Genomic DNA, 26663 nt, shown 5'->3' on the forward strand with positions numbered 1-26663 from the left:
GCGCAGCGGGCACATTCCTCGGTAGCTCAATTGGCAGAGCAGCCGGCTGTTAACCGGCAGGTTCTTGGTTCGAGTCCAAGCCGGGGAGCCAACGAGAAAAGCCCCCTCCAAAGAGGGGGCTTTTCTCGTTCCCGCGTTCTGCACGCCGGGTATCGCGCCTCGGTCAGCGGGCGGCGCCCTCGAGCGATCCTACGACCGGGCCGGCCGGATCGAAGAGCACGCAGAAGACCACGCGTCCGTCGGGCTGATCCCAGGTCTCCGCCGTGGGGAGGATCGCGTACAAGCTGAGTGCCGACTCTTCTCTCGGCACTCCGACGAACGCGGTGAACGCCTCACCCGCGCATTCCGGCGTCGCTGCGTCGATGGAATCGATGCTGAACGTTTCTCCCCGTGCGGTGACCCCGTGGAAGATCTCTTCGTCGTGTTCCTCGGCACAGGGGACGACCTCGGCGTCCTCGGGCAGGCCCGTGGCGCCTTCGAGCCGACAATCGCCGACCTTCACGGCATGAGCCGCGGCGTTCCCCATCTCCGCGTCGTCCGCCGTCGAGCTCGGATCAGGTGCGGAGGCGGAACCGCCACAACCGGTCAGGGCGATCGGGAGAGTCAGGGCGGCGGTGGCGAGCAGCAGAGAGAGGCGGGGGTGCAGTTTCATGCGGGTCATCCTTCGAGGTCGTCGACGCCGGGCATCCAACTCGCGCCCTGGCGTCCCCATCCACGCTTGCGCGCGATCTTCTGCGCTGTCTTCCAGTCACCGTCGGACAGACGATCCACGTACAGGATGCCGTCGAGATGGTCGAACTCATGCTGCATGATGCGGGCACGCCATCCGTCCACGTCGATCGAGACCGGCTCTCCGTCGAGGTCGGTCGCCGTGACGTGGACGCGCTCGGAGCGTCGCAACGGGAATCGCTCGCCGGGGAAAGACAGGCAGCCCTCCGACTCCAGATCAGGATCGGGGTCGCCCGGCTCCAGGGGAACCATCCAGAGCTCCGGATTGATGAGCACGCCGCGCCAGGGCTCGTCGTCGTCATCGACGTAGGCGTACGTGTAGATCCGCAGGGGAACGCCGACCTGAGGTGCGGCGAGGCCGACGCCGGGGGCGGTGTCCATCGTCTCGAACATGTCCTCGACGAGGGTGCGGATCTCGTCCGTGATCTCGTCGACGGGCGAAGCGGGGGAGTGCAGGACGGGGTCGCCCATGATGCGAATCGGTAGTACAGCCACGTCACAACCCTAGTCGGCGCCACGCGGCAGGTAGGCTCTTACCGTGACTGCTGGGGTGTGGATGAACGCGGTGGAAGACGTCGGCGATCAGCTCGTCGGTGCCTTCCAGAACCCCGGTCTGCTGCTGGGGATCCCCCTTGCTCTCGCCGGCGCCGTCTTCATGTCGCTGGGAGCGCAGTATCAGCACCGCGGCGTGGAGAAGGTCGAGCGTCTCAGCGGCTCTGACGGCGCTTCCGGACTCAGCTTCGATCAGATCAGGCGCCTGCTGACGCGGCCGTCCTGGCTCATCGGCACCTTGATGCTCGGACTCGCCGTCGTGTGTCAGCTCGCGGCACTGGTGAAGGCCCCGCTGATCGTCGTCCAGCCCCTCGGGGCGATCGCTCTTGTGATCACGACCCTTCTGAATGCACGGGTGTCCGGTCACGCTCCGACGAAGCAGTCGCTCACCGCGATCGTGTGTTGCGTCGGCGGCATCTTCCTCTTCGTCTTCTTCGCAGCGATCTATGCGACCGAGCAGGAGGTGACCGACCGTGAGCTCTTCGTGATCCTCACTCTGCTCCTGGTCGTCATCATCATCCTCGGCGGTGGGTGGCTCATTCTCCGCCACCGCATGCGCGCGCTGTTCTATGTGATCGGCGCCGGAGTGCTCTACGGATTCGTCGCCACGCTCGCGAAGGTCGTGATCAAGCGCATCGAGGCCGGCCAGTTCGAGTGGATCACGGCGATCTGCGTGCTCGCTCTCGTCGCGGCAGCAGCCGTCGGCGGGTACTTCGTGCAGACCGCCTACAGCTCCGGTCCGCCCGACCTCGTCATCGCAGGGCTCACGGTCGTCGATCCACTCGTCGCCGTCGTGATCGGCATGGTCGTCCTCGGTGAAGCCGCGGCAGCTCCGCCCTGGGTGATGGCCATCTTCGTGATCGCCGGAGCCATCGCGGTGTGGGGAGTCGTCGGCCTCGCCCGCTACCACCCACAGGTGCTCAGCGAGAGCCAGGAACTGGGGATCTCACGCGGCAGCAGCTTGCCGGGACCGGCCCCGACCACATCGGACACCGACAGCACGTCAGCGGCCTCTCCGAGACCCGCCGGGCCCACCGAGGGGCCTGAGACGCAGCAACCCCCGTGGCGTTCTGGTTCGGCGGAACAGCCGTAGACGGTCTTCTGAACGTGACGTCTGCTCAGTAGGCAGGATCGATGAGGTCCGGAGAGACTTCGGAGGCCGCAGCCTCGTCTACGAAGAACACCGTGCGCTTGCGTCCCTTGGCGCCGGCGGCGGGCACGCTCGTGTAGCTTGCACCGGCCAGGGCGAGACCCAGGGCGGAGGCCTTGTCCGCGCCCGTGAGCACGAGCCAGACGCGTTTCGACGAGTTGAGCACCGGACGTGTGAGAGTCACACGCTCCGGCGGCGGCTTGGGCGAGTCGCGGACTGCGAGCACTGCCGCATCCGTTACCGTGACCTCTTCGCGGTCTGGGAAGAGCGACGCTACGTGGCCATCCGGTCCCACGCCGAGGAAGCAGACCGCGAAGGACGGCCACGCGTGGTCGGCAGTGCCGAAGCGGGCGAGCTCGGCTGCATAGGCGGCGGCCGACTCGTCCAGCGTGAGTCCGGTGTCGGGGCCAGCCACCTCGTGCACGTTCTCGGCTGGTACGGGGATGTGGTCGAGGAGAGCCTGCCGGGACTGCAGCGAATTGCGGTCGGCGTCATCGCGAGGCACGAATCGCTCGTCACCCCACCAGAAGTGCACGAGCGACCAGTCGATCTCGGCTGACCGAGGGTCTTCCGACGTCGCGCGCAGCACGGCGCCGCCCATCGATCCGCCGGTCAGCGCGATGTGGGCCAACCGACCGTTCCTCGTTCGCGCGCGGACGCGCGTGAGAAAACGATCGGCGACACGGTGGGCGAGGGCAGTAGGTGTGGATTCCACCACGACCCGCTTCTCTGCGGACGATACCGGCATCGACGTCACTCTCCAGTCTCGGGCGGACCCAGTTTCTCCCAGCCCTCGGTGATGACTCGACCGTACAGGAGATCGGGGTCGAGCCGTCGCAGCTCCTCCGCGAGGCACTCGCGAAGGGTCCGCCGCGGCAGGTGGAGGTCGTGGTTCGGCTGTCCGGGCTGTGTGAGCACTGCGACGCCCGGCGTGGGTCGCTCCAGCAGGATGTCGCCGGACTCACGGGTCAGACGCACGGACTTGATCCCCTCTTCCCAGTGTGCGGGATCCTCGTACGACCAGCGGACACGGACCTCGAGCGCCATCTGGAGCCAGGCGGCCAGCAGAGCGGTGGAGGGGGAGGCCGCGGCGCCGCGGACTTCGACGCCGGTGATCGGTTCGTAGGGCGGCTGATCCAGCACCGCTGCAAGTTGTTCACGCCAGTGCGTCAGGCGTGTCCAGGCCAAGTCGGTGTCGCCCGGTGCATGGGTCTCGCCGAGGAGGGCGAGCCGGTCGCGGACGTCGGCCGCCGTCGCCGCATCCGTGATGCGTCGCTGCGCGATCCTGCCGAGCGGTGACTGTGCGGGCGCCACCGGCGCGGCTTCGGGCCACCAGGCCACGACGGGAGCATCCGGCAAGAGGAGACCGGTGATCAAGCTCTCCTCGTTGCTCGCCGCATCCCCGAAGGCACGGAGAACGACGACCTCGCTCGCGCCGGCGTCACCGCCGACGCGGATCTGCGCATCGAGGCGGGAGTCGCCTTCTCCGGTGGTGAGCACGATGACACGCATGGGGTGCTCGCGGGATGCATCGTTGGCCGCATCGATGGCGGCCTCGGCCACCCCGTTGCGCGCGGAGATGACGAGGGTGAGGACGCGACCGAGAGCAACGGCGCCGCCCTCCTCGCGCACCTTGACCAGCTGCTTCGCGACCTGGCTGACGGTGGTGTCGGGAAGATCGATGATCACGGGCGTCTCCAGACTCGTCCATCGCGGGCCAGCAGGTCATCGGCGGATGCCGGTCCCCACGACCCGGGCGCGTACTGCTCGACCGGGCCGCCCTCGGCAGCCCAGTACTTCTCGACGGGGTCGAGGATCTTCCACGAGAGCTCGACCTCTTCGTGCCGCGGGAACAGCGGCGGGTCGCCCAGGAGGACGTCGAGGATCAGGCGCTCGTACGCCTCGGGGCTCGCCTCGGTGAACGCATGGCCGTAGCCGAAGTCCATCGTCACATCGCGGACGTTCGATCCGCTGCCCGGGACCTTCGATCCGAACCGGATGGTGACGCCCTCGTCGGGCTGCACACGGATGACGAGCGCGTTCTGTCCGAGCTCCGAGGCGTTGCCGCGTCCGAACAGGTGCTGGGGAGCGCGCTTGAAGACCACGGCGATCTCGGTCACGCGTCGTCCGAGACGCTTGCCGGTGCGCAGGTAGAACGGCACGCCGGCCCAGCGGCGCGTGTCGATCTCGAGCTTGATGGCTGCATACGTCTCCGTGGTCGACTCGGGGTTCATCCCCTCCTCTGCCAAGAAGCCGGTCACCTTCTCGCCGCCCTGCCATCCGCCGTCGTACTGTCCGCGCGCGGTGGCGAGGGAGAGGTCCTCCGGGACGTGGACGGCAGCGAGCACCTTCTCCTTCTCCGCCCGCAGATCCGCGGCCGACAGGCTGATCGGCTCTTCCATGGCGGTCAGAGCGAGGAGCTGGAGGAGGTGGTTCTGAATCACGTCGCGCGCGGCGCCGATGCCGTCGTAGTAACCGGCACGGCCGCCGACGCCGATGTCCTCGGCCATGGTGATCTGCACATGATCGACGTAGTTGCGGTTCCAGATCGGCTCGTACAACTCGTTCGCGAAGCGCAGCGCCAGGATGTTCTGCACCGTCTCCTTGCCGAGGTAGTGATCGATGCGGAAGATCGAGTCGGCCGGGAAGGCCACCTCGAGGGCCGCGTTCAGCGCACGAGCGGAATCGAGGTCGTGTCCGAAGGGCTTCTCGATCACCACCCGACGCCAGCGCTCGTCATCGTCGCTGTTCTCCCCGACGAGGCCGGAATCCTTCAGCTGCTTCGCGACGAGTGGGAAGTCCTTCGGCGGGATCGACAGGTAGAACGCATGATTCCCCATGGTGCCGCGTTCGAGGTCGAGCTTCTCGACGGTCTCGCGGAGCTTGCGGAAGGAGTCCGGGTTGTCGAACTCACCCGAAACGAACCGGATGCCCTGCAGCAGCTGCGTCCAGGTCTCCTCGCGGAACGGCGTCCGGGCGTGCTCCTTCACGGCGTCGTAGACGACCTGCGCGAAGTCCTGATCTTCCCAGTCCCGGCGAGCGAACCCGACCAGGGCGAAACCCGGAGGGAGCAGCCCGCGGTTCGCGAGATCGTAGACCGCGGGCATCAGCTTCTTGCGTGAGAGGTCCCCGGTGACGCCGAAGATCACGAGGGCGCTGGGTCCCGCGATCCTGTTGAGGCGGCGGTCATCGGGGTCACGCAGCGGGTTGTGCCCGCGCGAGATGGGAACAGACATCAGTGGGGGATTCTCCTGCTGTTACTTCTGTGCGGCTTCGAAGAGGGCGAGCACGTCGTCCGAGGACTCGGTGATCGTCAGCGTGACGACGGGACGTCCGTGCTCGGCGAGCACGGCGGCATCACCGGCCGCCTGGGCTTGGATGAGCTGCCCGAAGGTGAAGGGACGATCCGGGATCTCGAGATCGACGTCCGTGCGCTCGAGGATCTGCAGGAACACTCCCTGCGCGGGTCCACCCTTGTGGTACTGCCCGGTCGAGTGCAGGAAGCGCGGACCCCATCCGAAGGTGGTGGGTCGTCCGGAGTCGGCCGCCACCAGTTCGCGCAGCCCCTGGAGCTGAGGCACCTCGAGACGGTTGACGTAGGCCTGGATCGACACGTAGCCGTCGGCGGGGAGTCGCGCCCACAGCGCATCCAGGACACCCTCGACCGTGCCGGACGCGGCGAGGGCCGGGTCGGACACACGCACCTCGACACCGTTCTCGACGAAAGCCGGAGCGGTCGGCTCGGGGCGTGCATCGAGAAGGCCGCGCGCCGCCACCTTCGCCGACTCCACATCGGGCTGGTCGAACGGGTTGATGCCCAGCAGGTGGCCGGCGATCGCGGTCGCGTACTCCCACACGATGAGCTGCGCACCGAGCGTTCCGCTGACGAGGATCTCTCCTTCGTGGCGCTCGTGCAAGTGGAACTCGTTCGCGTCGTCGACCAACCGCACGATCTGCAGATCGGCGGGAACCGGGTCGAGCTCGGGGGAGACCGGAAGGAGGACGACCGGGAGGATGCCCGTGCCGTCCTTGCCCGTGGATTCGGCGATCAGCTGTTCGATCCAGTCCGGGAGACCCTTGATGTGCGTGCCGTCGGTGATCAGACCGAGCTTGTCGCGACGGGGGCTCGTCGCGGCGATGGCCGCACCGAGGCGGAGTGCCGGGTTCTCGGCGGAGTCCACGGCGACTTCGAGCGACGATGCCTCGGCTTCGTTCAGCAGCTCGTCGATGTCGACGCCGGCGAGCCCCGTCGGCACCAGGCCGAAGGCAGTGAGCGCGGAGTATCGTCCTCCGACGTTCGGGTCGGCGTTGAAGACGCGGTAGCCCGCTTCGCGCGCCGAGGCGTCGAGCGGGGAGCCCGGGTCGGTGACGACCACGATGCGTTCCACCGGGTCGATGCCGAGGTCGCGGAAAGCAGCCTCGAACGTGCGGCGCTGCGAGTCTGTCTCGACCGTGGATCCGGACTTCGAGGAGACGACCAGAACGGTCTCCGTCAGCCCTTCGTCGAGGGCGGCGAGCACCTGCCCGGGAGCGGTCGAATCGAGGATCGTCAGCGGTACGCCCGCGGTCTGCGCGATGACCTCGGGGGCGAGAGAGGAGCCTCCCATGCCAGCCAGGACGACGCGCGTGACCCCTTTGGCCTGCAGTTCGTCACGCAGGGCGAGGATCTCGGCGACGAGCGGGCGCGAGACCGAAACGGCTTCGACCCAGCCGAGCCGGATGGAGGCCTCTGCCTCCGCTGCGGTACCCCAGAGCGTGGGATCTCCGCCCGTGATGCGCGACGCGACGAGGTCGTGGACGAGGCTCGGCACCGTCTCGTCGATCGCGGCGCGCGCTGCGCCGGACGCATGGATAGAGAATGTCATCGCTGGGACTCCAGACCTTCGGCGACCTGCGCCAGCAGATCGTGCCACGAGTCGATGAACTTCGCGACGCCCTCGTCTTCGAGCACCTGGGTGACATCGGTGAAGTCGATGCCGACCTCGGCGAGTCCGGCGAAAACGGCGCGGGCCTCTTCGTAGCCGCCCGTGATGGTGTCGCCGGTGACGACGCCGTGGTCGAACGTCGCCTCGAGGGTCTTCTCCGGCATCGTGTTGACGACGCCCTGCGCGACGAGCTCGGTCACGTAGAGGGTGTCCGGCAGGGCAGGATCCTTGACGCCCGTCGATGCCCACAGCGGCCGCTGCGGATTGGCGCCGGCGTCGAGCAGGGTCTTGGCGCGGTCACCGGCGAAGCTCTGCTCGAAGAGCTCGTATGCGAGTCGTGCGTTGGCCAGACCCGCTTTGCTCTTGAGTGCTTCGGCGGTCTCGGTGCCGATCGCACTGAGACGCTTGTCCGTCTCGGTGTCGACGCGGGACACGAAGAACGAAGCGACCGAGTGGATGGTCGAGAGGTCGAGGCCAGCGGCCTTCGCAGTCTCGAGTCCGGTGAGGTAGGCGTCGATGACCTCGGCGTAGCGCTCGAGGCTGAAGATCAGCGTGACGTTGACGCTGATACCGGCGCCGATCGCCTCGGAGATCGCCGGGAGACCGGCCTTGGTCGCCGGGATCTTGACGAGGAGGTTGGGGCGGTCGATCTTCGCCCACAGCTCCTTGGCCTGTGCCACGGTGCCCGCGGTGTCGTGGGCGAGATCGGGGGAGACCTCGATCGAGACGCGACCGTCGACATGGTTCGTGGCTTCCCAGACGGGACGGAAGACATCGAGCGCGGCAGCGACGTCCTGCGTGGTGGCGGCGAAGACCGCCTCCTCGGCGCTCGCCCCCGAAGCTGCGAGTTCCGTCACCTGCGCATCGTAGGAGGTGTCGTTCTTGTCCGTGATCGCATTCGCGAAGATGGTCGGGTTCGTGGTGACTCCGACGATGTTGCGCGACGAGATCAGCTCGGCGAGGTTGCCGGAGGAGATACGGGTGCGGGACAGGTCGTCGAGCCAGATGCTGACACCTGCGGCGGCGAGCTGGGCGGTGGGGGTGCTCATGCGTTCTCCTTGGTGCTGTGTGCGGCGATGGTCTCGCGTGCGGCCGCTATGACGGCTTCGGTCGTGATCCCGAATTTCTCGAACAGGGTCTTGTAGTCGGCGGAGGCGCCGAAGTGGTCGATGCCGATCGAGCGGCCGCGGTCGCCGACGATCTCGCGCCAACCGAGGACCGAACCCGCCTCCACGGAGACGCGGGCCGTGACCGATGTCGGAAGCACGCTCTCACGGTACGCCTCGTCCTGCTCGTCGAACCACTCCAATGAAGGAGCGGAGACGACGCGGACGTTCACGCCTTCCGTGGCCAGCGCCTCACGGGCGCCCACGGCGAGCTGCACTTCCGAGCCGGTCGCGATGATGATGACGTCGGGCGTTCCGTTCGGTGCTTCGGCCAGGACGTAGGCGCCCTTGGACGCATTGTCCGCGGAGGCGAACACGTCACCCGACGCCTCACCGTCGCCGCGCTCGAAGACCGGGATGTTCTGACGCGTCAGGGCGATGCCGGCGGGACCGCCGTGGCGGCGCAGGATCTCCAGCCACGCGGCCGACGTCTCGTTCGCGTCCGCGGGGCGCACCACCGTGAAGTTCGGGATCGCGCGAAGGGTCGCGAGCTGCTCGATCGGCTGGTGGGTGGGCCCGTCCTCGCCGAGAGCGACCGAGTCGTGGGTCCAGACGAAAACGGACGGGATGTCCATGAGCGCCGCCAGGCGCACGGCTGGGCGCATGTAGTCGCTGAAGATGAGGAACGTGCCGCCGAACGCACGAGTCGGGCCGTGCAGCACGATGCCGTTCACGATCGCACCCATCGCGTGCTCGCGGATTCCGAAGTGCAGCACGCGTCCGTACGGGTTGCCCGACCACTCGTGGGTCGACCACTCGCTGGGGATGAACGACGGCGCGTCCTTGATGGTGGTGAGGTTCGATTCGGCGAGGTCTGCCGATCCGCCCCACAGCTCGGGGAGCTCGGCGGCGAGAGCGTTGATGACCTGGCCGGACGCGGCGCGGGTCGACACCTCCTTGCCGGACTCGAAGACGGGCAGCGCACCGGTGATGTCGGCGGGGAGCTCTTGGGCCTCGAGCCGGTCGAGGAGGGCCTTCTTCTCCGGGTTCGCCGAGGCCCAGGCGTCGAAGGACTCCTGCCACGCGGCGCGGGCCTCGGCGGCGCGGTCAGCGAGTCCGCGGGTGTGGGCGATGACCTCGTCGGCGACGACGAACGTCTCCTCTGGGTCGAAACCGAGGACCTTCTTGGTCGCTGCCAGCTCGTCGGCGCCCAGCGCGGAGCCGTGGATCTTGCCGGAGTTCTGCTTGCCGGGCGAGGGCCACCCGATGATCGTCCTGAGGATGATGAGCGACGGCTTCGAGGTCTCGCCCTGAGCCGCCTCGATGGCCGCGTTCAGCTCCGCGACGTCCTCGACGTACTCGCCGGTCTTCTTCCAGTCGACCGTCTGCACCTGCCAGCCGTAGGACTCGTAGCGCTTCGCGACGTCTTCCGTGAAGGCGACGTTGGTGTCGTCCTCGATGGAGATCTGGTTCGAGTCGTAGATCGCGATCAGGTTCCCGAGCTGCTGGTGGCCCGCCAGAGAGGACGCCTCGCTGGTCACCCCCTCCTGCAGGTCGCCGTCACCCGCGATCACGTACACGAAGTGGTCGAACGGACTGGTGCCGGCGGCGGCTTCGGGGTCGAACAGACCGCGCTCGTAGCGGGACGCGTAGGCGAAGCCCACCGCCGAGGCGAGACCCTGGCCCAGCGGGCCCGTCGTGATCTCGACGCCCTTGGTGTGCCCGTACTCCGGGTGCCCCGGGGTGAGCGATCCCCACGTGCGCAGCGCCTTCAGATCATCCAGTTCCAGACCGAATCCACCGAGGTAGAGCTGCACGTACTGGGTGAGCGAGGAGTGCCCGACGGACAGGATGAAGCGGTCGCGACCGAGCCAATCGGTGTCGGTCGGATCGTGGCGCAGCACGCGCTGGTAGAGGAGGTACGCGGCCGGAGCGAGACTCATCGCCGTGCCGGGGTGCCCGTTACCGACCTTCTCGACGGCATCAGCCGCCAGGATCCGGGCGGTGTCCACCGCACGTCGATCGATCTCATCCCACTGCAATTCCGACACGTTCATGCCCTTTCCGACAGTTTCGAGGGCGCCCGTATTCCCTGGCGCATCCGCAACTTCCCTGGCGCATCCTGCACCGTCGCGGGGACGAATGGAGGGAGTGCGCAGCGCCGGGCGCGCGAGTGCTTTCAGCATAGCGAAGACGACTGTCGTGCTACGCGGATCGACGGCGCGGAGGACGTCATGCCGTGTCATAGACTGGAGAGGTTGTCCGGTAACGTGCGCGGAGGAGGCGATCGAGATCTCGACGATGTCTGATCAGACCGTGAGGAAGTCGTCCATCGGTCGCACGGTGAAGGCCTACGTGACACTCACCAAGCCGCGTGTCCTCGAGCTGCTGCTCGTGTCGACCGTGCCGGTGATGTTCCTCGCCCAGGGCGGGCTGCCGGACCTCTGGCTCGTGCTGGCCACCGTCATCGGCGGCTCGCTCAGCGCCGGTTCCGCGGCAGCTTTCAACATGTACCTCGACCGCGACATAGACGCGCACATGCACCGCACCGAGAACCGACCGCTGGTGACCGGCGAGGTCAGTGCGCGCGGCGCGCTCGTGTTCTCCTGGACGCTCGCGATCACGTCGACCGTCTGGTTACTGGCCACGACCAACTGGCTCACCGCGACGCTCTCGGCGACCGCGATCTTCTTCTACGTCGTGATCTACACGATGATCCTCAAGCGCCGCACCGAACAGAACATCGTCTGGGGCGGCATCGCGGGTTGCTTCCCGGTTCTCATCGGCTGGTCCGCCGTCACCGGATCTCTCGGCTGGCCGGCTTTCATCCTCTTCCTCCTCGTCTTCCTGTGGACCCCGCCGCACTACTGGCCGCTGTCCATGAAGTACAAAGACGACTACGACGACGTCGACGTCCCGATGCTCGGGGTCACACGCAACGCCTCGCAGGTCGGCCTGCAGGTGATCCTCTACGCGTGGGCCACGGTCGCGTGCTCGCTCCTGCTCGTGCCGATCGCCGACATGGGCCTCGTGTACACGGTCTCCGCCGCGGTCTTCGGCGGATGGTTCATCTACGAATCGCACCGGCTCTACAACCGGGCGGTGCGCGGCACGGAGCCGCGTCCGATGCGCGTGTTCCACGCATCGATCACCTATCTGACGTTGATCTTCGTCGCGGTCGCGGTGGATCCGCTGCTGCCCTTCTGATCACTCTTCGAACACGAAGGGGCGGCACCGATCTCGGTGCCGCCCCTTCGTGTTCTTTCGACTGGTCAGCGGGTGACGGAGGGGCCGTTCGCCGTCTCCTCGTCGCCTGCCTCCTCGGCGGTGCTCGGCGCCGTCGCCACGGAAGCGTCCGTCGTGGGGACGACGTCGCCAGTGGCCTCGGCGGTCGGGGACGGCGTGGACTCGGGCGCGGCCGGAGTCGGCTCCTCCTCGGCCTCCGCAGTCCAATCGATCGCCTCGACCACGGTCGGAGCAGGGGCGGGGACGAGCGAGCGCGCGGCGACAAGTCCGAGCGTCAGCAGGATGCCGACGATACCGGCGCCGAGCACGCCGGCGCCCACGACGACGAGCGACTGTCCGACGTACACCTCGATGCCGGTGGCGGTGCCATCGAGCAGCGTGGTCGTCATCGTGGCGATCTGACCGGAGATCAGCCATCCACCCACCGCGGTCGCGGCGAGGGAGACGACGAGCAGGAGCCAGAAGCCGATGCTTCGTGAGAGTGACTTGTTCATGCGGCCATCATCGCCGAGATCCTGATGAGTCGGCGATGCGGCGCCTGTGGATCGCCTGTGCGGCGTCAGTCTCGAGCGGCGATCGGACGCTTCAGGCGCAGCACGACGACCGTGTAGGTCGCGGCCGAGAGCGAGGCCAGGACCATGTGGATACCCACCAGCAGCGGGGGGAGTCCTTCCCGGGCCTGCCACACGCCGACGACGACCTGCACGAGGATCGCGAGGACCAGCACGAGCAGCCAGCGCCGAGGTTCCAGGCGGAGAGCCCAGGCGGTGATCGTCAGGAACAGCACCAGGCCGGCGAGGATGTACCCCGGCCAGGAGTGCACGTGCGCGAGGATCGTCGCGTCGAAGCCATGGCGCAGCACGTCGGCGTCACCGGAGTGCGGGCCGGACCCCGTCGTCAGTACCCCGAACAGGATCGTCACGGCGAGGACGAGGCCGGTCACGTGGGTGACCATGGCGTACCACAGGGGCACCGCGCGTTCGCGAGGACCGGGAGCGGTCTTCAGACGCACGAGGAAGGCGGCTGTGACGCAGACCAGCAACAGCGATGACGTGTAGTGGAAACCGACGATGAAGGGGTTGAGTCCCGTGAGGACGGTGATGCCGCCGACGAGGGCCTGCGCCACGACGCCGGCCAGGACGATCCATGCCAGAGCGACGAGATCGCGTCGTGCGGCGGTCGTGCGCACCGAGGAGACCGCGGCCGCGATGATCGCGAGGAGGAGGACGCCCGTGGCGAAGGGGAAAGCGAGCAGAGCCTGTCCCGCTCCGGCCACGCCGTAGAAGACGGTCACGAGGAAGTAGGCGAGAACGGCTCCCACGATGCCGCCGACGGCGAACCACAGCGCCCTGACCAGCCCGCGCTTCCCGCTGTACCGATGCAGGACCAGGAGCACGACGACGAGGGCGATGATCCCGACGACGCCGGTCATCAGGCGGTTGCCGAATTCGATGATCCCGTGGATGCCCTGGACTTCGAGGATCGGGACGAGGGAGTCCGGGGTGCACAACGGCCAATCCGAGCACCCGAGTCCCGAGCCGGTGAGGCGCACCGCCCCGCCGGTGCCGATGATGATCGTCTCGCTGAGGAACGACAACCACGCGAAGACCGTCAACGCACGGCCCCACAGCGCTGAACGCGGCGGCGCCGTGTCCGTCGTCGGGGAGGCGGGGATCATCGTCTCGGGCATAAGTCCTCCGGACCGCGCGCGACGCGGCGGGCATGGCCCGTCTGTCAGGCGGAACCTGTAGAATCGGATTGTTGCGATGAGCGCTGACCGCGCTGAAGCATCGTCAACAGTTTAGGCGCGATGGAAGCGCCGGTGATGAGGGCCCACCAACGGCACCCGCTCCCGCAGACTCGACGGGGATCAGGTGTGCCGGGGCGGATGACACCGTTTGGGACCTGTGAGGAGAGTGTTGGATGTCGGATGTACTGATCGACCGCCCGGAGCTTGACGGTCTGGGGGTGTACGAGTTCGGCTGGCACGATGAGGACGCTGCGGGTGCCGTCGCCAAACGCGGTATCTCGGAAGATGTCGTCCGGGGCATCTCGGCTCTCAAGAACGAACCCGAGTGGATGCTGAAGACCCGACTCAAGGGCTATCAGCTCTTCGGGCGCAAGCCGATGCCGACGTGGGGTGCAGACCTCAGCGAGATCGACTTCGACAACATCAAGTACTTCGTCCGCTCCACGGAGAAGCAGGCGCAGTCCTGGGAAGACCTTCCGGCGGAGATCCGCGACACCTACGAGAAGCTCGGCATCCCCGAGGCCGAGCGTCAGCGCCTGGTCGCCGGTGTCGCCGCTCAGTACGAGTCCGAGGTCGTGTACCACCAGATCCGCGAGGACCTGGAGCAGCAGGGCGTGATCTTCATGGACACCGACACGGCTCTGCGTGAGCACCCGGAGTTCTTCGAGGAGTACTTCGGGACCGTCATCCCCGCGGGTGACAACAAGTTCGCCGCGCTGAATACGGCCGTGTGGTCGGGCGGTTCCTTCGTCTACGTCCCCAAGGGCGTGCACGTCGAGATCCCGCTGCAGGCGTACTTCCGGATCAACACCGAGAACATGGGCCAGTTCGAGCGGACCCTGATCATCGCCGACGAGGGCAGCTACGTCCACTACATCGAGGGCTGCACGGCCCCGATCTACAAGTCGGACTCCCTGCACTCGGCCGTCGTCGAGATCATCGTCAAGAAGAACGCCCGCGTGCGGTACACGACGATCCAGAACTGGTCGAACAACGTCTACAACCTGGTCACCAAGCGCGCCGTGGCGCACGAGGGCGCGACCATGGAGTGGGTCGACGGCAACATCGGCTCCAAGGTGACGATGAAGTACCCGTCGATCTACCTGATGGGCGAGCACGCCAAGGGGGAGACGCTCTCGGTCGCCTTCGCCGGCCCTGGCCAGCACCAGGACGCGGGCGCGAAGATGATCCACATGGCGCCGTACACGCAGTCGTCGATCGTCTCGAAGTCGATCGCGCGCGGCGGTGGCCGTGCGGGGTATCGCGGCGAGGTTCGCGTGGACGCCGCGGCGCACCATTCGGCGAACACCGTGCGTTGTGACGCCCTGCTCGTCGACACCAAGTCGCGCTCCGATACCTACCCGGCGATCGACATCCGTGTCGATGACGTGCAGCTCGGCCACGAGGCCACGGTCTCGAAGGTGAGCGAGGAGCAGCTGTTCTATCTGCAGTCTCGTGGAATGCCCGAGGACGAGGCGATGGCGATGATCGTGCGCGGCTTCATCGAGCCGATCGCGCGCGAGCTGCCCATGGAATACGCGATGGAACTGAACAAGCTCATCGAGATGGGCATGGAAGGATCGGTCGGCTAGTGACCGCCGCTACGACAGCGCCTACCGAGGCGCAGCACACGAACGCGCACATCGACCCCGCGGCCCACGTCGCCGAAGCAGGATTCGTCCCGGTGCAGACCCGCTCGGAGCGGCCGCACTCGTTCGAGCCGTCCGACTTCGGTGCCCCCACCGGGCGCGAGGTCAACTGGAAGCACACCCCGATCGCGCAGCTCAATCCGCTGTTCGAGGTCGCATCGCCGAACGACGGCGTCAGCTACTCGTACAGCGCAGGGGAGCAGTACATCTCCGCGCCGCTCGCCATCGGCGTCGCGCCCCGTGGGGAGGTCTTCCTCGCGGAGGACATCGCGGCCGCCGTCGCGTGGCAGGGCAGCTCTGAGGCCCTGCACGTGCGCATCCCGCGTGAAGAAGAAGTCGCGGAGCCGGTCTTCATCGCCATCACCGGTCTGGGTGCCGAGCGTCGGGCCGATGCGCACATCGTCATCGAAGCACTCGAACACAGCTCGGCGACGGTCGTCCTCCAGCACACCGGCTCAGCGAAGTTCGCCCAGAACGTCGAGATCATCGTCCGCGACGGGGCGAAGCTCACCGTCATCAGCCTGCAGCAGTGGGCCGATGACGCCGTGCACGCCGCCGCGCACCAGGCCAGGGTGGGCGCGGATGCGACCCTCAAGCACTTCGTGGTCAGCTTCGGCGGCGGCGTCGTGCGGGTCAACCCGAGCGTCGAACTCGCCGGGGCCGGCTCCGAGGGCTACCTCTACGGCCTCTCGTACGCGGACGCCGGGCAGCACCTGGAGAGCCAGGTGTACTTGCACCACAAGGGACCGCACACCAAGGGCGACGTCCTCTACAAGGGGGCGCTGCAGGGCGAGAGCGCCCACAGCGTCTGGATCGGCGACGTGCTGATCGGCGCGGACGCCACCGGCACCGACTCCTATGAGGCGAACCGCAACCTGGTGCTGACCGAGGGCGCGCGTGCCGACTCGATCCCGAACCTCGAGATCGAGACCGGCGACATCGTCGGCGCCGGTCACGCCAGCGCCACCGGTCGTTTCGACGACGAGCAGCTGTTCTACCTCCAGGCCCGCGGTATCACAGAGGACGAAGCGCGACGACTCGTCGTGCTCGGCTTCCTCACCGATATCGTGCAGCGCCTCGGCATCCCCGCTCTCGAGGCCGAGCTGCTGGCGGCGATCGAAGCGGAGCTCGCCGAGGTGAGCGCATGACCGCCGAACGCGTCTGCGGCGTCGCCGACCTCGAACAGGACACGCCTCTGCGCGTCGAGCCCAGCGGTGTTCCCATCACCGTGATCAAGGACGGCGACGGCGTCATCCACGCCATCGGCGACACCTGCACCCATGGCGACATCTCGCTGTCCGAGGGCTTCGTCGAGGGGGACACCGTGGAGTGCTGGGCGCACGGCTCGGCATTCTCGCTGCTCACCGGCAAGCCCCAGAATCTCCCCGCATATGAGCCCGTCCCGGTCTACGTCGTCGAGATCGACGGCGACGACGTGCTCATCGATCCGACTGTGATTAAGGAAGTCTGAAGAATGTCTGTTCTCGAGATCCGCGACCTGCACGTGACGGTCGAGACCGAGGCGGGGACCACCCCGATCCTCAACGGAATCAACCTCACCATGAACACCGGTGAGACGCACGCCATCATGGGCCCCAACGGCTCCGGCAAGTCGACCCTGGCCTACACGATCGCAGGTCACCCGAAGTACACCGTGACCTCCGGCTCGATCACCTTCGACGGCCAGGACGTACTGGAGATGAGCGTCGACGAGCGCGCTCGCGCGGGGCTCTTCCTCGCCATGCAGTACCCGGTCGAGATCCCCGGCGTCACGGTGACGAACTTCCTGCGCACCGCGAAGACCGCACTCGACGGTGAAGCACCGGCGATCCGCGGCTGGACCAAGGACGTCAAGACGGCCATGTCGAACCTGCGCATGGACCCGAAGTTCGCGCAGCGCAACGTCAACGAGGGGTTCTCCGGCGGTGAGAAGAAGCGTCACGAGATCCTGCAGCTCGAGGTGCTCAAGCCGAAGTTCGCGGTTCTCGACGAGACGGACTCCGGCCTCGACGTCGACGCGCTGAAGATCGTCTCGGAGGGTGTCAACCGTGCGAAGGAGTCCACCGGGCTCGGCGTGCTGCTGATCACCCACTACACGCGCATCCTCCGCTACATCCGTCCCGACTTCGTCCACGTGGTCGTCGCGGGCAAGATCGTGGAAGAGGGTGGCCCGGAGCTCGCCGACAGGCTGGAGAACGAGGGATACGACCGTTTCCTCGACCCGGCAGCCCCGATCGAGGCGTAGGCTGATCGCATGACAGCGACCCTCACGGACGAGAAGTACGATGCGGTCACCGAGGCTCTCAAAGACGTCATGGACCCCGAGCTCGGGATCAACGTCGTCGACCTCGGCCTCATCTACGACCTCGCGTGGGATGACGAGAACGATGCTCTCGTCATCCACATGACACTGACCAGTGCCGGTTGCCCACTCACCGATGTCCTCGAGGACCAGACCGCCCAGGCTCTGGACAGCGTCGTCGATCGCTTCCGCATCAACTGGGTCTGGATGCCGCCGTGGGGTCCGGAGCGGATCACGGATGATGGGCGCGACATGATGCGCGCTCTCGGCTTCGCGATCTGATCTTCTCGGAGCGTCGTCGGTGGGCGGCATCGATGCGCACCGATTCGGACGACACCGCGATGGCGAGTGTCGAATCTCGGGAGAACGAATGCTTCAGGTGAAGGCACTGCCTCTGGCCGAGCTCCGTGAGCGCAGCAGCGAGAAGTGGCGCGAGTACCCGGCTGACGTGCTTCCGCTGTTCGTCGCCGAGACCGACTTCCCGCTCGCCCCCGCGGTGTCCGCTGCGCTGCAGCGCGCGGTAGAGACCGGCGACACGGGCTATGTGGCTTCCCGGACCCCCCTCGCCGAGTCGTTCGCCGCGTTCGCCGCGCGACGATACGGGTGGTCCCCGGATCCCGCTCGCATGCGCAGTACCGCGGATGTCAGCATGGGGATCGTCGAGATCCTGCGTCGCGTGACGCAGCCCGGCGAGCGCGTCATCGTGACCCCGCCCGTCTATCCGCCCTTCTACGACCTGGTCGCCGAGTCCGGCGCCGAGGTGGAGAGGGTGCCGCTGCGCGACACGGGACTCGGATGGGAGCTCGACCTCGACGGGATCCGTGGTGCGTTCGAAGACGGTGCGACGGCGATCCTCCTGTGCAATCCGCACAACCCGACCGGTACCGTGCATGCTCGGGATAGCCTGGCAGCCCTCGCGGAGCTGGCCGACGAATTCGACGCCGCGGTCATCTCGGACGAGATCCATGCGCCGCTCGCTCAACCCGGCGCAGGTTTCACCCCGTTCCTGGCGGTGAGCGACGCCGCTCGGCGGGTCGGATACGCGGTGGTCAGCGCGAGCAAGGCGTTCAACCTGGCGGGGCTCAAGTGCGCGCTGATGGTCACGGCGGACGATGCAACGAGCGCGATCGTCCGGGGCCTTCCGGTCGAGGTGGAGTGGCGCACGGGGCAGTTCGGTCTCCTGGCGGCCGTCGCTGCGTTCTCGGAACCGAGCGACGAGTGGCTCGACGGTCTGCTGCGTACCCTGGACGAGAATCGCGTCCTCCTGGAAGACCTGCTCGCCTCGCATCTACCCGGCGCGCGCTATCGCCTACCCGACGCGGGATATCTCGCCTGGATCGACCTCTCCGCGCTGGGGTGGGGGGAGAACCCTGCACGCCGCATCCTGAGGGACGCAAAGGTCGCGTTGCACTACGGCCCCGCGTTCGGGATCGAAGGCGCCGGGCACGTGCGGCTGAACTTCGGCACGAGTCCGGAGATCCTCACCGAAGCCGTCGAGCGTATCGCTGCGCTCGACGCTCGGTGAAGACACCGGAGCAATGCCGAGCAGCCGGCGTCAGCCCCGGCGAGGTACCGGTGTCGGCTGTGCGCGGAGCTCACCGGCGAGGGCGAGGACGCCGAGGTCGAAGACTCGATCGAGGCCGGCTGTGACATCCGGGTCTGCAGCGGGGAGCAGGACTCCGTGACTGTCGGCGTGCATTCTCTGCTGCACGAGCGTGGCGTGTCCGAGCACGAAGTGCAGGAGCGCGGCGCCGCGCTCCTCGGCATCGATCGCACCCTGAGCGCGCAACGCCTGCGTCAGCGCGGACTGCGCGTGCGATGAGCCGAGTTTCAGGGCGTACGTGCTGAGCACAAGCTCCGCGCCGTCACGATAGGCGAACAACGCGTCCCGGATGCCGCGGGCGGTCGCCAGAACCTCGGTTCCTTCGAGGGGGATCGCCGCGGTGATGCGGTCGGCGAGCTCGGCGAGCAGTTCCTGTTTGCTCGCGAAGTGCCAATAGAGCGCGCTCGGCTGGACCTCGAGCCGAGCGGCGATGCGTCTCATCGAGAGGTCGGCGAGACCGACTTCGTCCAAGAGTGCGAGAGCGCTGCGGGCGACGCCGTCTCGATCATGTCGTGCCGAAGTGGGCTCGGGGCTCATACGCCCATTATAGTGAACGATGTTCAGGTGAACACTGTTCAGGTTTTCGGTGCGCGGCAACGGAGGAAACGACGACGATGGCAGGACTCCCGAAGGTCGCGCGGCGAGTGATCACGATCGATCGCGTGTCGGTGGAGTTCGGCGGTCGTTCCGTGCTCGACGACGTCACGCTGGAGCTGAGTGCGCCGACCATCGCCGTGATCGGTGCGAACGGGTCGGGAAAGTCGACCTTCGCGCGGCTGTTGAACGGGCTGGTGGCACCGAGCCGCGGTCACGTGTCGGTGCACGGCGTCGATCCGCGGCGGGAACGCGGGGCAGTCCGCAGGCGCGTGGGGTTCGTCTTCACCAACCCCGACGCGCAGATCCTCATGCCGACGCCGGCAGAGGATCTCGCGCTCTCGCTGCGGGGGCGTCCGAAAGCCGAGGTGGACGCACTCGTGAGTGCCGTGCTCGATGCACATGGCCTCGCGACGCACGCGGATGTCCCGGCGTCTGGTCTTTCCGGCGGACAGAAGCAGATGCTCGCGCTCGCTTCCGTGCTCATCACCGACCCCGACCTGATCGTGGCGGATGAGCCGACGACCCTCCTCGACCTGCGCAACGCGCGCCGCATCGGCGATCTCCTGCTCGCGCAGCCGTCCCAAGTGGTGGTCGTGACGCACGATCTAGAGCTGGCCGCTCGCTGTGAGAGCGTCGTGCTGTTCGAGGAGGGGCGGGTCGGTGCCGTCGGCGAGCCCGCGACGGTGATCGAGACCTACCGTCGGGCGTGCGCATGATCGCACTGTGCATTCCCGGAGACGGGTTCCTCCATCGGGCTCCCGTCACGTTAAAGCTGGCTGTTCTGGCGCTCGGATCCCTCGTCCTGTCGCTGTACCCGCATGACCCGCTCAGCATCGCCGTATCTCTGACCCTCGTGGTCGCGCTGTACCCCCTCGGTGGTCTCCCGCTTCGGATTCCGCTCCTCGAGGTCTGGCGTCTGCGCTGGATCATCGTCGTGTTGGGCATCGCGCTCGCGGTCTTCGTCTCGCCCGCTGCCGCATGGGTCAACACGGGGCGAGTCGTGGCCGTTCTTCTCCTCGCGAGTCTCTTGACGCTCACGACGCGGGCGTCCGATCTTCTCGCGGTGCTCCGTCGTCTGCTCCGGCCACTCCACCGCTTCGGGGTGGATCCTGACGCGGAGGCACTCAGCGTCTCACTCACCCTCACGACGATCCCGGTGATCGCCGGATTCCTCCAGCGGCTCCGGGAGGCGGAGCGTGCGCGTGGAGTGCGGCTGGGTGTGCGCGCCGTCGTCCCCCTGCTCGTGCTGGCGCTGCAGCACGCGGACGAGGTGGGCGACGCGCTGACTGCACGGGGCATCGGCTGAGCTCTAGGCCGGGGCGGGGACGCCTGCTGTCGCTGTCGGTGAACCCGTCCCCGGGGAAACGAGGCGGAGGGCACCGAGGAGCAGTGCGACGGAGATCAGCGCGGTGGCGACCGAGGTGCCGAGCACGAGGAGGAGCACGATGCCGATCAGGCCGCTCAACACGCCGCTCGCGACCCGGCGTCGGGAGGCCGTCGCCTGCGGCGCGGGCCGTGACTCGAATCGCGTGAACATCACAGCGGCGAGCGCGGTGAGTGCCACGGCGGCGCCGAGCCAGAGCGGACGACCTGCCCACCAGCCCGCGCTGTCGAGCGCCGGCAGTGTGACGCCGACGAGCATCGCGTAGCACGCGGTGACTCCCGCCATCAGGAGCAGCACGGGCATGTGCCACAGGTAGATCGTCATGGTGCGGACCGTCACGAATCCGGTGAAGGCGGCGACGCGCGGACGACGGCTGAACCGTTGCAGGCGATCGCGGTGCAGCGACAGCAGGCTCGTGTGTGCGACTCCGACGAGCAGGAGGGCAGCCGTCGGCGGGTTGATGTTCGCGATGAGATCCACGGAGTATGCCCCCGTCGCGAAGGTCGCGACCAGCAGGAGCACGGCACCGAATCCAGCGGCCGCGCGGATCCGCCTGCTGAGTGCGTCGATGCGTCCGTCGGCGAGGAAGAAGCCGAGTTGCTGCAGGGTCAGCCACACGAAGGCGAGGTTCAGGAAGCCGAGACCCTCCACCCCGGTCGCGGCGCGCAGCACATCGACGGTGAGTGACGCTGCCGCGAGCGTGGCGATGGTCCGGCGCGGAGCCCGCTCATGGGCGGAGACGAGCAGGGGGAGCAGAGCCTGGCAGAGCAGGAAGACGCCGAGGAACCACAGGGGCTGTCCGTAGCGGAAGCCGGCGGTCGCGACGAGTTCTGCGGGGACGCCGGACACCGTGAGCAGCGCCAGCCCCATCCCGACGACCGCGATCGTGACGACAGCCGGTCGCAGCAGGCGGTGCACGCGACCGGCGACGAACCCGACTGCGCTGCCTCCGTTCCGTCGCATCCGTCTGTAGGCGAGAAGCCCGGAGAACCCGCCGATCACGAAGAACAGCGGCATCACCTGGAGCAGCCAACTGAGCGGCGCGATCCAGGCGGTGTCGTCGCTGGCATTGGTGAAGACGGGACCGCGATCGGCGACGGCGACGCCCACCATGATCGCGTGCAGGAGGACGACTCCGAGCACGCACAGCGCTCGGACGAAGTCGATCCCGGTGTCGCGGGACGGATGCCGGGGCTGCGCGGGAACGGCGGCGTGCGGCGCCTGGACGATTGTCATGAGTCCTCCTCGGGAGCGGTGTCCGAGGAGACTATGGACGCGGCGACCGCCGAAGCATCACTCCCGAGTGCCGTTGCGACCCCCTACGAGGGAGTGAGTCAAGAAGACGGCTCGACCAGGCCGGTGTCGTACGCCAGGATCACGGCGTGCACACGATCGCGCAGGTTCAGCTTCGCGAGCACTTTGCCGACGTGTGTCTTCACGGTCTGCTCCGCGATGAAGAGATCACCGGCGATCTCGGTGTTCGATCGTCCTCTGCCGATCAGGACCAGCACCTCGCGTTCGCGATCGGTGAGCTCCGCGAGCGCCGTCATCGATCGCGGTGCACGAGGGCGGCGTCCGGCGAACTGCTCGATCATCCGCCTCGTCACACTCGGTGCGAGGAGGGCGTCTCCACCGGCGACGACCCGCACCGCGTGGACGAGTTCTTCTGGCAACGCGTCTTTGAGCAGGAAGCCGCTCGCCCCGGCTTCGAGTGCGTCGTACACGTAGTCGTCGATGTCGAAGGTCGTGAGCACGAGGATCCGCGGAACGTGCGCCGCCGGGTACGAAGGGCCGAGGATGCGTCGTGTCGCGCCGATCCCGTCGAGCTCGGGCATGCGCACATCCATCAGGATCACGTCGGGGTCGAGGCGTGCCGCTGCGGCGACGGCTTCGATGCCGTTCGATGCCTGTCCGACCACGCGGATCCCTTCGTGGGTATCGAGGAGCGCGGCGAATCCGGCGCGGACCATGGCCTGGTCGTCGGCGATGAGCACGCTGATCGTCACGGGTTCTCCTTGTCGGGTGAAGCGATGGTGATGCCTGAGGTGGCGGGGCTCACAGGAAGAACGGCGTCGACATCCCACCCACCATCCTCTGCGTGGCCGGCTGATAGGCTCCCGCCGAGGATCTCGGCGCGTTCCCGCATGCCGCGCAGGCCGTACCCGCCGGCATGGGTATCCGGGCGGTGCGGTGGTGCCGCGTTGTGCACCCGGATGTGGACGTTGCGTGCGTCCGCGTGCAACCGCACGGCGATTCTCGCGCCCGGTGCGTGGCGGACGGCGTTGCTCAGCGCTTCCTGGACGATACGGAAGGCGGCGATCTGCACGGCGGGTGCGGCGGTCGTGGTGTCTCCGCCTTCGAGCACGAGGCCGACCTCGACACCTGCGCGACGGATGCTGTCGACGAGGGCCGGGATGTCATCGATGCCTTGCTGGGGAGCCAGCTCGGCGGTCTGATCCTCGGTTCGGAGGACACCGAGCATCCGTCGCATCTCGGTGAGCGAGCTGCGCGCGGTCGCGGCGATGTCGTCGAACTCCGCCTTCGCCACCTCGTCCAGCTCGGGGAGACGGTAGCGCGCGGTCGACGCCTGGACCTGGATCACCGACATGCTGTGCGCGATGACATCATGCAGCTCGCGCGCGATCCGGGTGCGCTCCTCGACGAGGGCGCGCCTGGCTTCCTCGAGCGCACTGTGCTCCTTCTCCCGTGTCAACTCCGCGGCGACGCGGACGCGTCCGGCGACGAGCGCGGCGATGAGGAACACCGCCGACGCCACCGCCGTCGTGACGATGAGATCCGCTGTGGCATTCGCCGACGATTCCGGCTCCGCCACCAGTTCGGGACGGATCACCGGCGCGAGAAGCGATGCGATCGCGCCGAGGAGCAGGGCGAACGCGCCGAGTCGTGCGCCGTGCAGGAAGGTCATTACCCCCACGAAGAGCACGAAGGTCAGGAGCGCGGGGACGGACCACGGCCATGGGGACCGGATCGCCAGGTCCGGGACCACGGCGAGGGGGAGAATCAACGCCCCGGCGGTGAAGAGAGCGAGAGCCCACGCGGGGCGGGAGAGTGCGAGCATCGGAGCGCCGCAAAGTGCCGCCCCGAGGAGGAACGACAGGGGCAGGGGGGTGCCGTAGAGCACGGTCTGGAGGGTGACGAGGATCGCGTACAGCGCCACGACCGCCACGCCCAAGGCCACGAGGGCGGCGGTGCGACCGCTGATCCGCTGGCGGAGCGGTGTGCGCTCTCCTCGGTGCCGTGCCATGACCGTTATCCTGCCAGCTGCGGTGCGGGGGCGCGGCGGCGACGGACGGCGGTGATCCGATCGATCACGAGTCCGACGACCAGGGCGATGACGATTCCGAGGCCGGCGCTGAGGAGTGGCTGATCCTTGAGCCACGCCCCGGCGAGGAGACCGATCGCGATGCTGAACAGACTCCAGCTGATGCCTGCGATCATGCTCAGGGGGAGGAAACGTCGCCAGGGGAAGCCGAGAGCGCCGGCGGACATGTTGACAGCGACGCGTCCCACCGGGATGTAGCGGGCGCCGAGGAGGAGAGTGGCGCTGCGGCGATCGAGCGCCTGCTGGGCGTACGTGAAGGCCGCGGCCACGCGGGGGCGCCGCATCCAGGCGAAGCGTGTGGTGCCGATCGCGCGGCCGATCAGGAAGGCGAGGTTGTCGCCGATCGCAGCGCCGATCGCCGCGACCGTACCGAGCAGCAGAAGGTTTCCCCCGCCCGTGGACGCGGCGACAGCCGCCGCGGCGACGAGCACGGTCTCGCTGGGCACAGGCGGGAAGAAGCCGTCGATGACCGTGACCGCGAAGAGGAGCAGGTACAGCCACGGGGAGGCGATCGCCTGCATGATGAGCTCGTTGAGGATGTCCACTCGAGCACGTTATGCAGCGGGCATGCCGGTCGACATCCCTCCGCGGTATCGACCCCGTCACTCTCCGGAGTGATCTTGCTGAGCGCGGACCCCGGCTGTGACGCATATACTGGGAGGCTGGCCGATCGGCCGTACACCCTCCCCGAAAGAACGGACGTCCGCTGTGCTTGCCGTGCACGACCTCGAGATCCGCGTTGGCGCGCGCCTGCTGATGGAGAACGTCTCGTTCCGCGTCGCCGACGGAGACAAGATCGGACTCGTCGGTCGCAACGGGGCCGGGAAGACGACGCTCACCAAAGTCCTCGCCGGCGACGTCCTGCCGTCCGGCGGAAGCGTGACGCGCTCCGGAGAGCTCGGCTATCTGCCGCAGGATCCGCGCTCCGGCAACCCGGAAGACCTCGCGCGCACCCGCATCCTCGACGCTCGCGGCCTCGGCCAGCTGAACGTGGGGATGACCGAGGCTGCGCTGGAGATGGGATCGGATGATCCTGCCGTGGCGGACAAGGCGATGAAGCGCTATGCGCGTCTGACCGAGCAGTTCGAAGCCCAGGGCGGCTATGCCGCGGAGGCGGAGGCGGCATCCATCGCCAACAACCTCTCGCTGCCCGACCGCATCCTGGACCAGCCGTTGTCGACGCTTTCCGGCGGGCAGCGTCGTCGCATCGAGCTCGCGCGCATCCTCTTCTCGGACGCGCAGACGATGATCCTCGACGAGCCGACCAACCACCTCGACGCGGACAGTGTCGTGTGGTTGCGCGAGTTCCTCAAGGGCTACAAGGGCGGGCTGATCGTGATCAGCCACGATGTCGAACTCGTCGGCGAGACCGTGAACCGGGTGTTCTATCTCGATGCGAACCGTCAGATCATCGACACCTACAACATGAACTGGAAGAACTACCTGCGCCAGCGGGTGGCCGATGAAGAGCGCCGCAAGAAGGAACGTGCGAACGCGGAGAAGAAGGCGACGACTCTGCAGCTGCAGGCCGCACGTTTCGGCGCGAAGGCCTCGAAGGCCGCGGCAGCCCACCAGATGATCGCCCGCGCCGAGAAGCTGCTCGCCGGTCTCGACGAGGTTCGCCAGGAGGACCGGGTCGCGAAGCTTCGCTTCCCGAAGCCGGCACCGTGCGGGAAGACCCCGATGATGGCGAGCGGGCTCTCGAAGTCCTACGGGTCGCTGGAGATCTTCACCGATGTCGACCTCGCGATCGACCGGGGGTCGAAGGTCGTCGTGCTCGGCCTCAACGGTGCGGGAAAGACGACGCTGCTGCGGATGCTCGCGGGGGTCGATCAGCCCGACACGGGGCAGCTCGAGCCCGGTCACGGCCTGAAGGTCGGCTACTACGCGCAGGAGCACGAGAATCTGGACGTCAGCCGCTCCGTGCTGGAGAACATGGTCTCCGCGGCCCCGCACATCACCGAGACCGAAGCACGCAAGGTGCTCGGGTCATTCCTGTTCACGGGAGACGACGTGCTCAAGCCCGCGGGAGTGCTCTCCGGTGGAGAGAAGACCCGTCTGTCCCTCGCGACGCTCGTCGTGTCGTCCGCGAATCTGCTGCTGCTCGATGAGCCGACCAACAACCTCGATCCCGCGTCGCGCGAGGAGATCCTCGGTGCGCTCGCGCACTACGAGGGCGCTGTCGTCCTCGTCTCGCACGACCCCGGTGCCGTGCAGTCGCTGAACCCGGAGCGTGTCCTGATCCTCCCCGACGGTGTCGAGGACATCTGGAGCCAGGAGTACCAGGATCTCATCGAGCTCGCCTGACCGCCCTCACGCTGCTGTGC

The 26663-nt window shown here is 67.5% G+C and carries 26 protein-coding genes and 1 tRNA gene; 12 read left to right on the forward strand and 15 right to left on the reverse strand.

Annotation, left to right across the window (positions count from 1 at the left end; genetic code table 11):
* Positions 1-15: 15 nt before the first annotated feature.
* Positions 16-91 (forward strand) — tRNA-Asn (locus LC041_RS10335).
* A gap of 72 nt (positions 92-163) precedes the next feature.
* On the opposite strand, the gene LC041_RS10340 is transcribed toward LC041_RS10335, so the two are convergent.
* Together LC041_RS10340 and def are read right to left on the reverse strand one after the other, a co-directional pair.
* Positions 164-652, reverse strand: coding sequence for a hypothetical protein (locus LC041_RS10340; protein ID WP_226533017.1), 489 nt, complete (start codon positions 650-652; stop codon positions 164-166).
* Between the two features lie 5 nt (positions 653-657).
* On the reverse strand, positions 658-1224 hold the full coding sequence (gene def, locus LC041_RS10345) for a peptide deformylase (protein WP_226533018.1): 567 nt from the start codon (positions 1222-1224) through the stop codon (positions 658-660).
* 61 nt (positions 1225-1285) lie between these two features.
* Here def and LC041_RS10350 point away from each other — a divergent pair, with 61 nt between their 5' ends.
* Positions 1286-2374 carry a DMT family transporter gene (locus tag LC041_RS10350; RefSeq protein WP_226533302.1) on the forward strand — a complete coding sequence of 363 codons (1089 nt, stop codon included), beginning with the start codon at positions 1286-1288 and terminating at the stop codon, positions 2372-2374.
* Between the two features lie 25 nt (positions 2375-2399).
* Here LC041_RS10350 and pgl read toward each other — a convergent pair whose 3' ends face one another.
* From pgl to tkt, 6 genes are read right to left on the reverse strand one after another with little or no spacing between them, the layout of a single operon-like run.
* Positions 2400-3179 carry a 6-phosphogluconolactonase gene (pgl, locus tag LC041_RS10355; protein ID WP_226533019.1) on the reverse strand — a complete coding sequence of 260 codons (780 nt, stop codon included), beginning with the start codon at positions 3177-3179 and terminating at the stop codon, positions 2400-2402.
* 5 nt (positions 3180-3184) lie between these two features.
* Entirely contained in the window at positions 3185-4120 is a 936-nt protein-coding gene (locus LC041_RS10360) for a glucose-6-phosphate dehydrogenase assembly protein OpcA (RefSeq protein WP_226533020.1), read from the reverse strand.
* Positions 4117-5667: a glucose-6-phosphate dehydrogenase gene (gene zwf, locus LC041_RS10365; protein WP_226533021.1), complete on the reverse strand. Its 1551-nt coding sequence runs from the start codon at positions 5665-5667 to the stop codon at positions 4117-4119. The genes LC041_RS10360 and zwf overlap by 4 nt, the downstream gene beginning before the upstream one ends.
* A gap of 21 nt (positions 5668-5688) precedes the next feature.
* A complete protein-coding gene (locus tag LC041_RS10370; RefSeq protein WP_226533022.1) occupies positions 5689-7296 on the reverse strand; it encodes a glucose-6-phosphate isomerase in 1608 nt (535 codons plus the stop codon).
* Entirely contained in the window at positions 7293-8405 is a 1113-nt protein-coding gene (gene tal, locus LC041_RS10375) for a transaldolase (RefSeq protein ID WP_226533023.1), read from the reverse strand. The genes LC041_RS10370 and tal overlap by 4 nt, the downstream gene beginning before the upstream one ends.
* Entirely contained in the window at positions 8402-10513 is a 2112-nt protein-coding gene (gene tkt, locus LC041_RS10380; RefSeq protein ID WP_226533303.1) for a transketolase, read from the reverse strand. Before tkt ends, tal begins: the two co-directional genes overlap by 4 nt.
* A gap of 250 nt (positions 10514-10763) precedes the next feature.
* On the opposite strand from tkt, the gene LC041_RS10385 reads away from it, so the two are divergent.
* The gene (locus LC041_RS10385) at positions 10764-11669 is read left to right on the forward strand and encodes a heme o synthase (protein WP_226533024.1); all 906 of its coding nucleotides are present in this window, start codon (positions 10764-10766) and stop codon (positions 11667-11669) included.
* Between the two features lie 65 nt (positions 11670-11734).
* Here LC041_RS10385 and LC041_RS10390 read toward each other — a convergent pair whose 3' ends face one another.
* Positions 11735-12202: a hypothetical protein gene (locus LC041_RS10390; RefSeq protein WP_226533025.1), complete on the reverse strand. Its 468-nt coding sequence runs from the start codon at positions 12200-12202 to the stop codon at positions 11735-11737.
* A gap of 65 nt (positions 12203-12267) precedes the next feature.
* Positions 12268-13398, reverse strand: coding sequence for a COX15/CtaA family protein (locus LC041_RS10395; RefSeq protein ID WP_226533026.1), 1131 nt, complete (start codon positions 13396-13398; stop codon positions 12268-12270).
* A 233-nt stretch (positions 13399-13631) separates the two neighbouring features.
* On the opposite strand from LC041_RS10395, the gene sufB reads away from it, so the two are divergent.
* From sufB to LC041_RS10425, 6 genes are all read left to right on the forward strand, one after another.
* Positions 13632-15050 (forward strand): Fe-S cluster assembly protein SufB, encoded by a 1419-nt coding sequence (sufB, locus tag LC041_RS10400; protein WP_226533027.1) that lies wholly within the window; start codon positions 13632-13634, stop codon positions 15048-15050.
* A complete protein-coding gene (sufD, locus tag LC041_RS10405; RefSeq protein WP_226533028.1) occupies positions 15050-16255 on the forward strand; it encodes a Fe-S cluster assembly protein SufD in 1206 nt (401 codons plus the stop codon). Before sufB ends, sufD begins: the two co-directional genes overlap by 1 nt.
* Entirely contained in the window at positions 16252-16578 is a 327-nt protein-coding gene (locus tag LC041_RS10410; protein ID WP_226533029.1) for a non-heme iron oxygenase ferredoxin subunit, read from the forward strand. The genes sufD and LC041_RS10410 overlap by 4 nt, the downstream gene beginning before the upstream one ends.
* 3 nt (positions 16579-16581) lie before the next feature.
* Positions 16582-17352 carry a Fe-S cluster assembly ATPase SufC gene (sufC, locus tag LC041_RS10415; RefSeq protein ID WP_226533030.1) on the forward strand — a complete coding sequence of 257 codons (771 nt, stop codon included), beginning with the start codon at positions 16582-16584 and terminating at the stop codon, positions 17350-17352.
* Between the two features lie 9 nt (positions 17353-17361).
* The gene (locus tag LC041_RS10420) at positions 17362-17691 is read left to right on the forward strand and encodes a metal-sulfur cluster assembly factor (protein ID WP_021200756.1); all 330 of its coding nucleotides are present in this window, start codon (positions 17362-17364) and stop codon (positions 17689-17691) included.
* An 88-nt stretch (positions 17692-17779) separates the two neighbouring features.
* Positions 17780-18934 (forward strand): MalY/PatB family protein, encoded by a 1155-nt coding sequence (locus LC041_RS10425; RefSeq protein WP_226533031.1) that lies wholly within the window; start codon positions 17780-17782, stop codon positions 18932-18934.
* A 30-nt stretch (positions 18935-18964) separates the two neighbouring features.
* Here LC041_RS10425 and LC041_RS10430 read toward each other — a convergent pair whose 3' ends face one another.
* A complete protein-coding gene (locus tag LC041_RS10430) occupies positions 18965-19549 on the reverse strand; it encodes a TetR family transcriptional regulator (protein ID WP_226533032.1) in 585 nt (194 codons plus the stop codon).
* A gap of 77 nt (positions 19550-19626) precedes the next feature.
* Here LC041_RS10430 and LC041_RS10435 point away from each other — a divergent pair, with 77 nt between their 5' ends.
* Both LC041_RS10435 and LC041_RS10440 read left to right on the forward strand, forming a co-directional pair.
* Positions 19627-20325, forward strand: coding sequence for an energy-coupling factor ABC transporter ATP-binding protein (locus tag LC041_RS10435; RefSeq protein ID WP_226533033.1), 699 nt, complete (start codon positions 19627-19629; stop codon positions 20323-20325).
* Positions 20322-20915: a CbiQ family ECF transporter T component gene (locus LC041_RS10440; protein WP_226533034.1), complete on the forward strand. Its 594-nt coding sequence runs from the start codon at positions 20322-20324 to the stop codon at positions 20913-20915. The genes LC041_RS10435 and LC041_RS10440 overlap by 4 nt, the downstream gene beginning before the upstream one ends.
* A gap of 3 nt (positions 20916-20918) precedes the next feature.
* On the opposite strand, the gene LC041_RS10445 is transcribed toward LC041_RS10440, so the two are convergent.
* The 4 genes from LC041_RS10445 to LC041_RS10460 all read right to left on the reverse strand — a co-directional run bounded on the left by LC041_RS10445 (position 20919) and on the right by LC041_RS10460 (position 24881).
* Positions 20919-22229, reverse strand: coding sequence for an acyltransferase family protein (locus tag LC041_RS10445; protein ID WP_226533035.1), 1311 nt, complete (start codon positions 22227-22229; stop codon positions 20919-20921).
* Between the two features lie 98 nt (positions 22230-22327).
* Positions 22328-22999, reverse strand: a complete 672-nt coding sequence (locus LC041_RS10450; RefSeq protein ID WP_226533036.1) for a response regulator — start codon at positions 22997-22999, stop codon at positions 22328-22330.
* Positions 22996-24258, reverse strand: a complete 1263-nt coding sequence (locus tag LC041_RS10455) for a sensor histidine kinase (protein ID WP_226533037.1) — start codon at positions 24256-24258, stop codon at positions 22996-22998. Before LC041_RS10455 ends, LC041_RS10450 begins: the two co-directional genes overlap by 4 nt.
* Before the next feature lie 5 nt (positions 24259-24263).
* Entirely contained in the window at positions 24264-24881 is a 618-nt protein-coding gene (locus LC041_RS10460) for a DedA family protein (RefSeq protein WP_226533038.1), read from the reverse strand.
* Positions 24882-25044: 163 nt separating this feature from the next.
* Here LC041_RS10460 and LC041_RS10465 point away from each other — a divergent pair, with 163 nt between their 5' ends.
* Entirely contained in the window at positions 25045-26643 is a 1599-nt protein-coding gene (locus LC041_RS10465) for an ABC-F family ATP-binding cassette domain-containing protein (RefSeq protein ID WP_226533039.1), read from the forward strand.
* The last annotated feature ends 20 nt before the right edge of the window (positions 26644-26663 follow it).

This window comes from Microbacterium paraoxydans (assembly GCF_020524545.1).
GTDB lineage: Bacteria > Actinomycetota > Actinomycetes > Actinomycetales > Microbacteriaceae > Microbacterium > Microbacterium paraoxydans_C.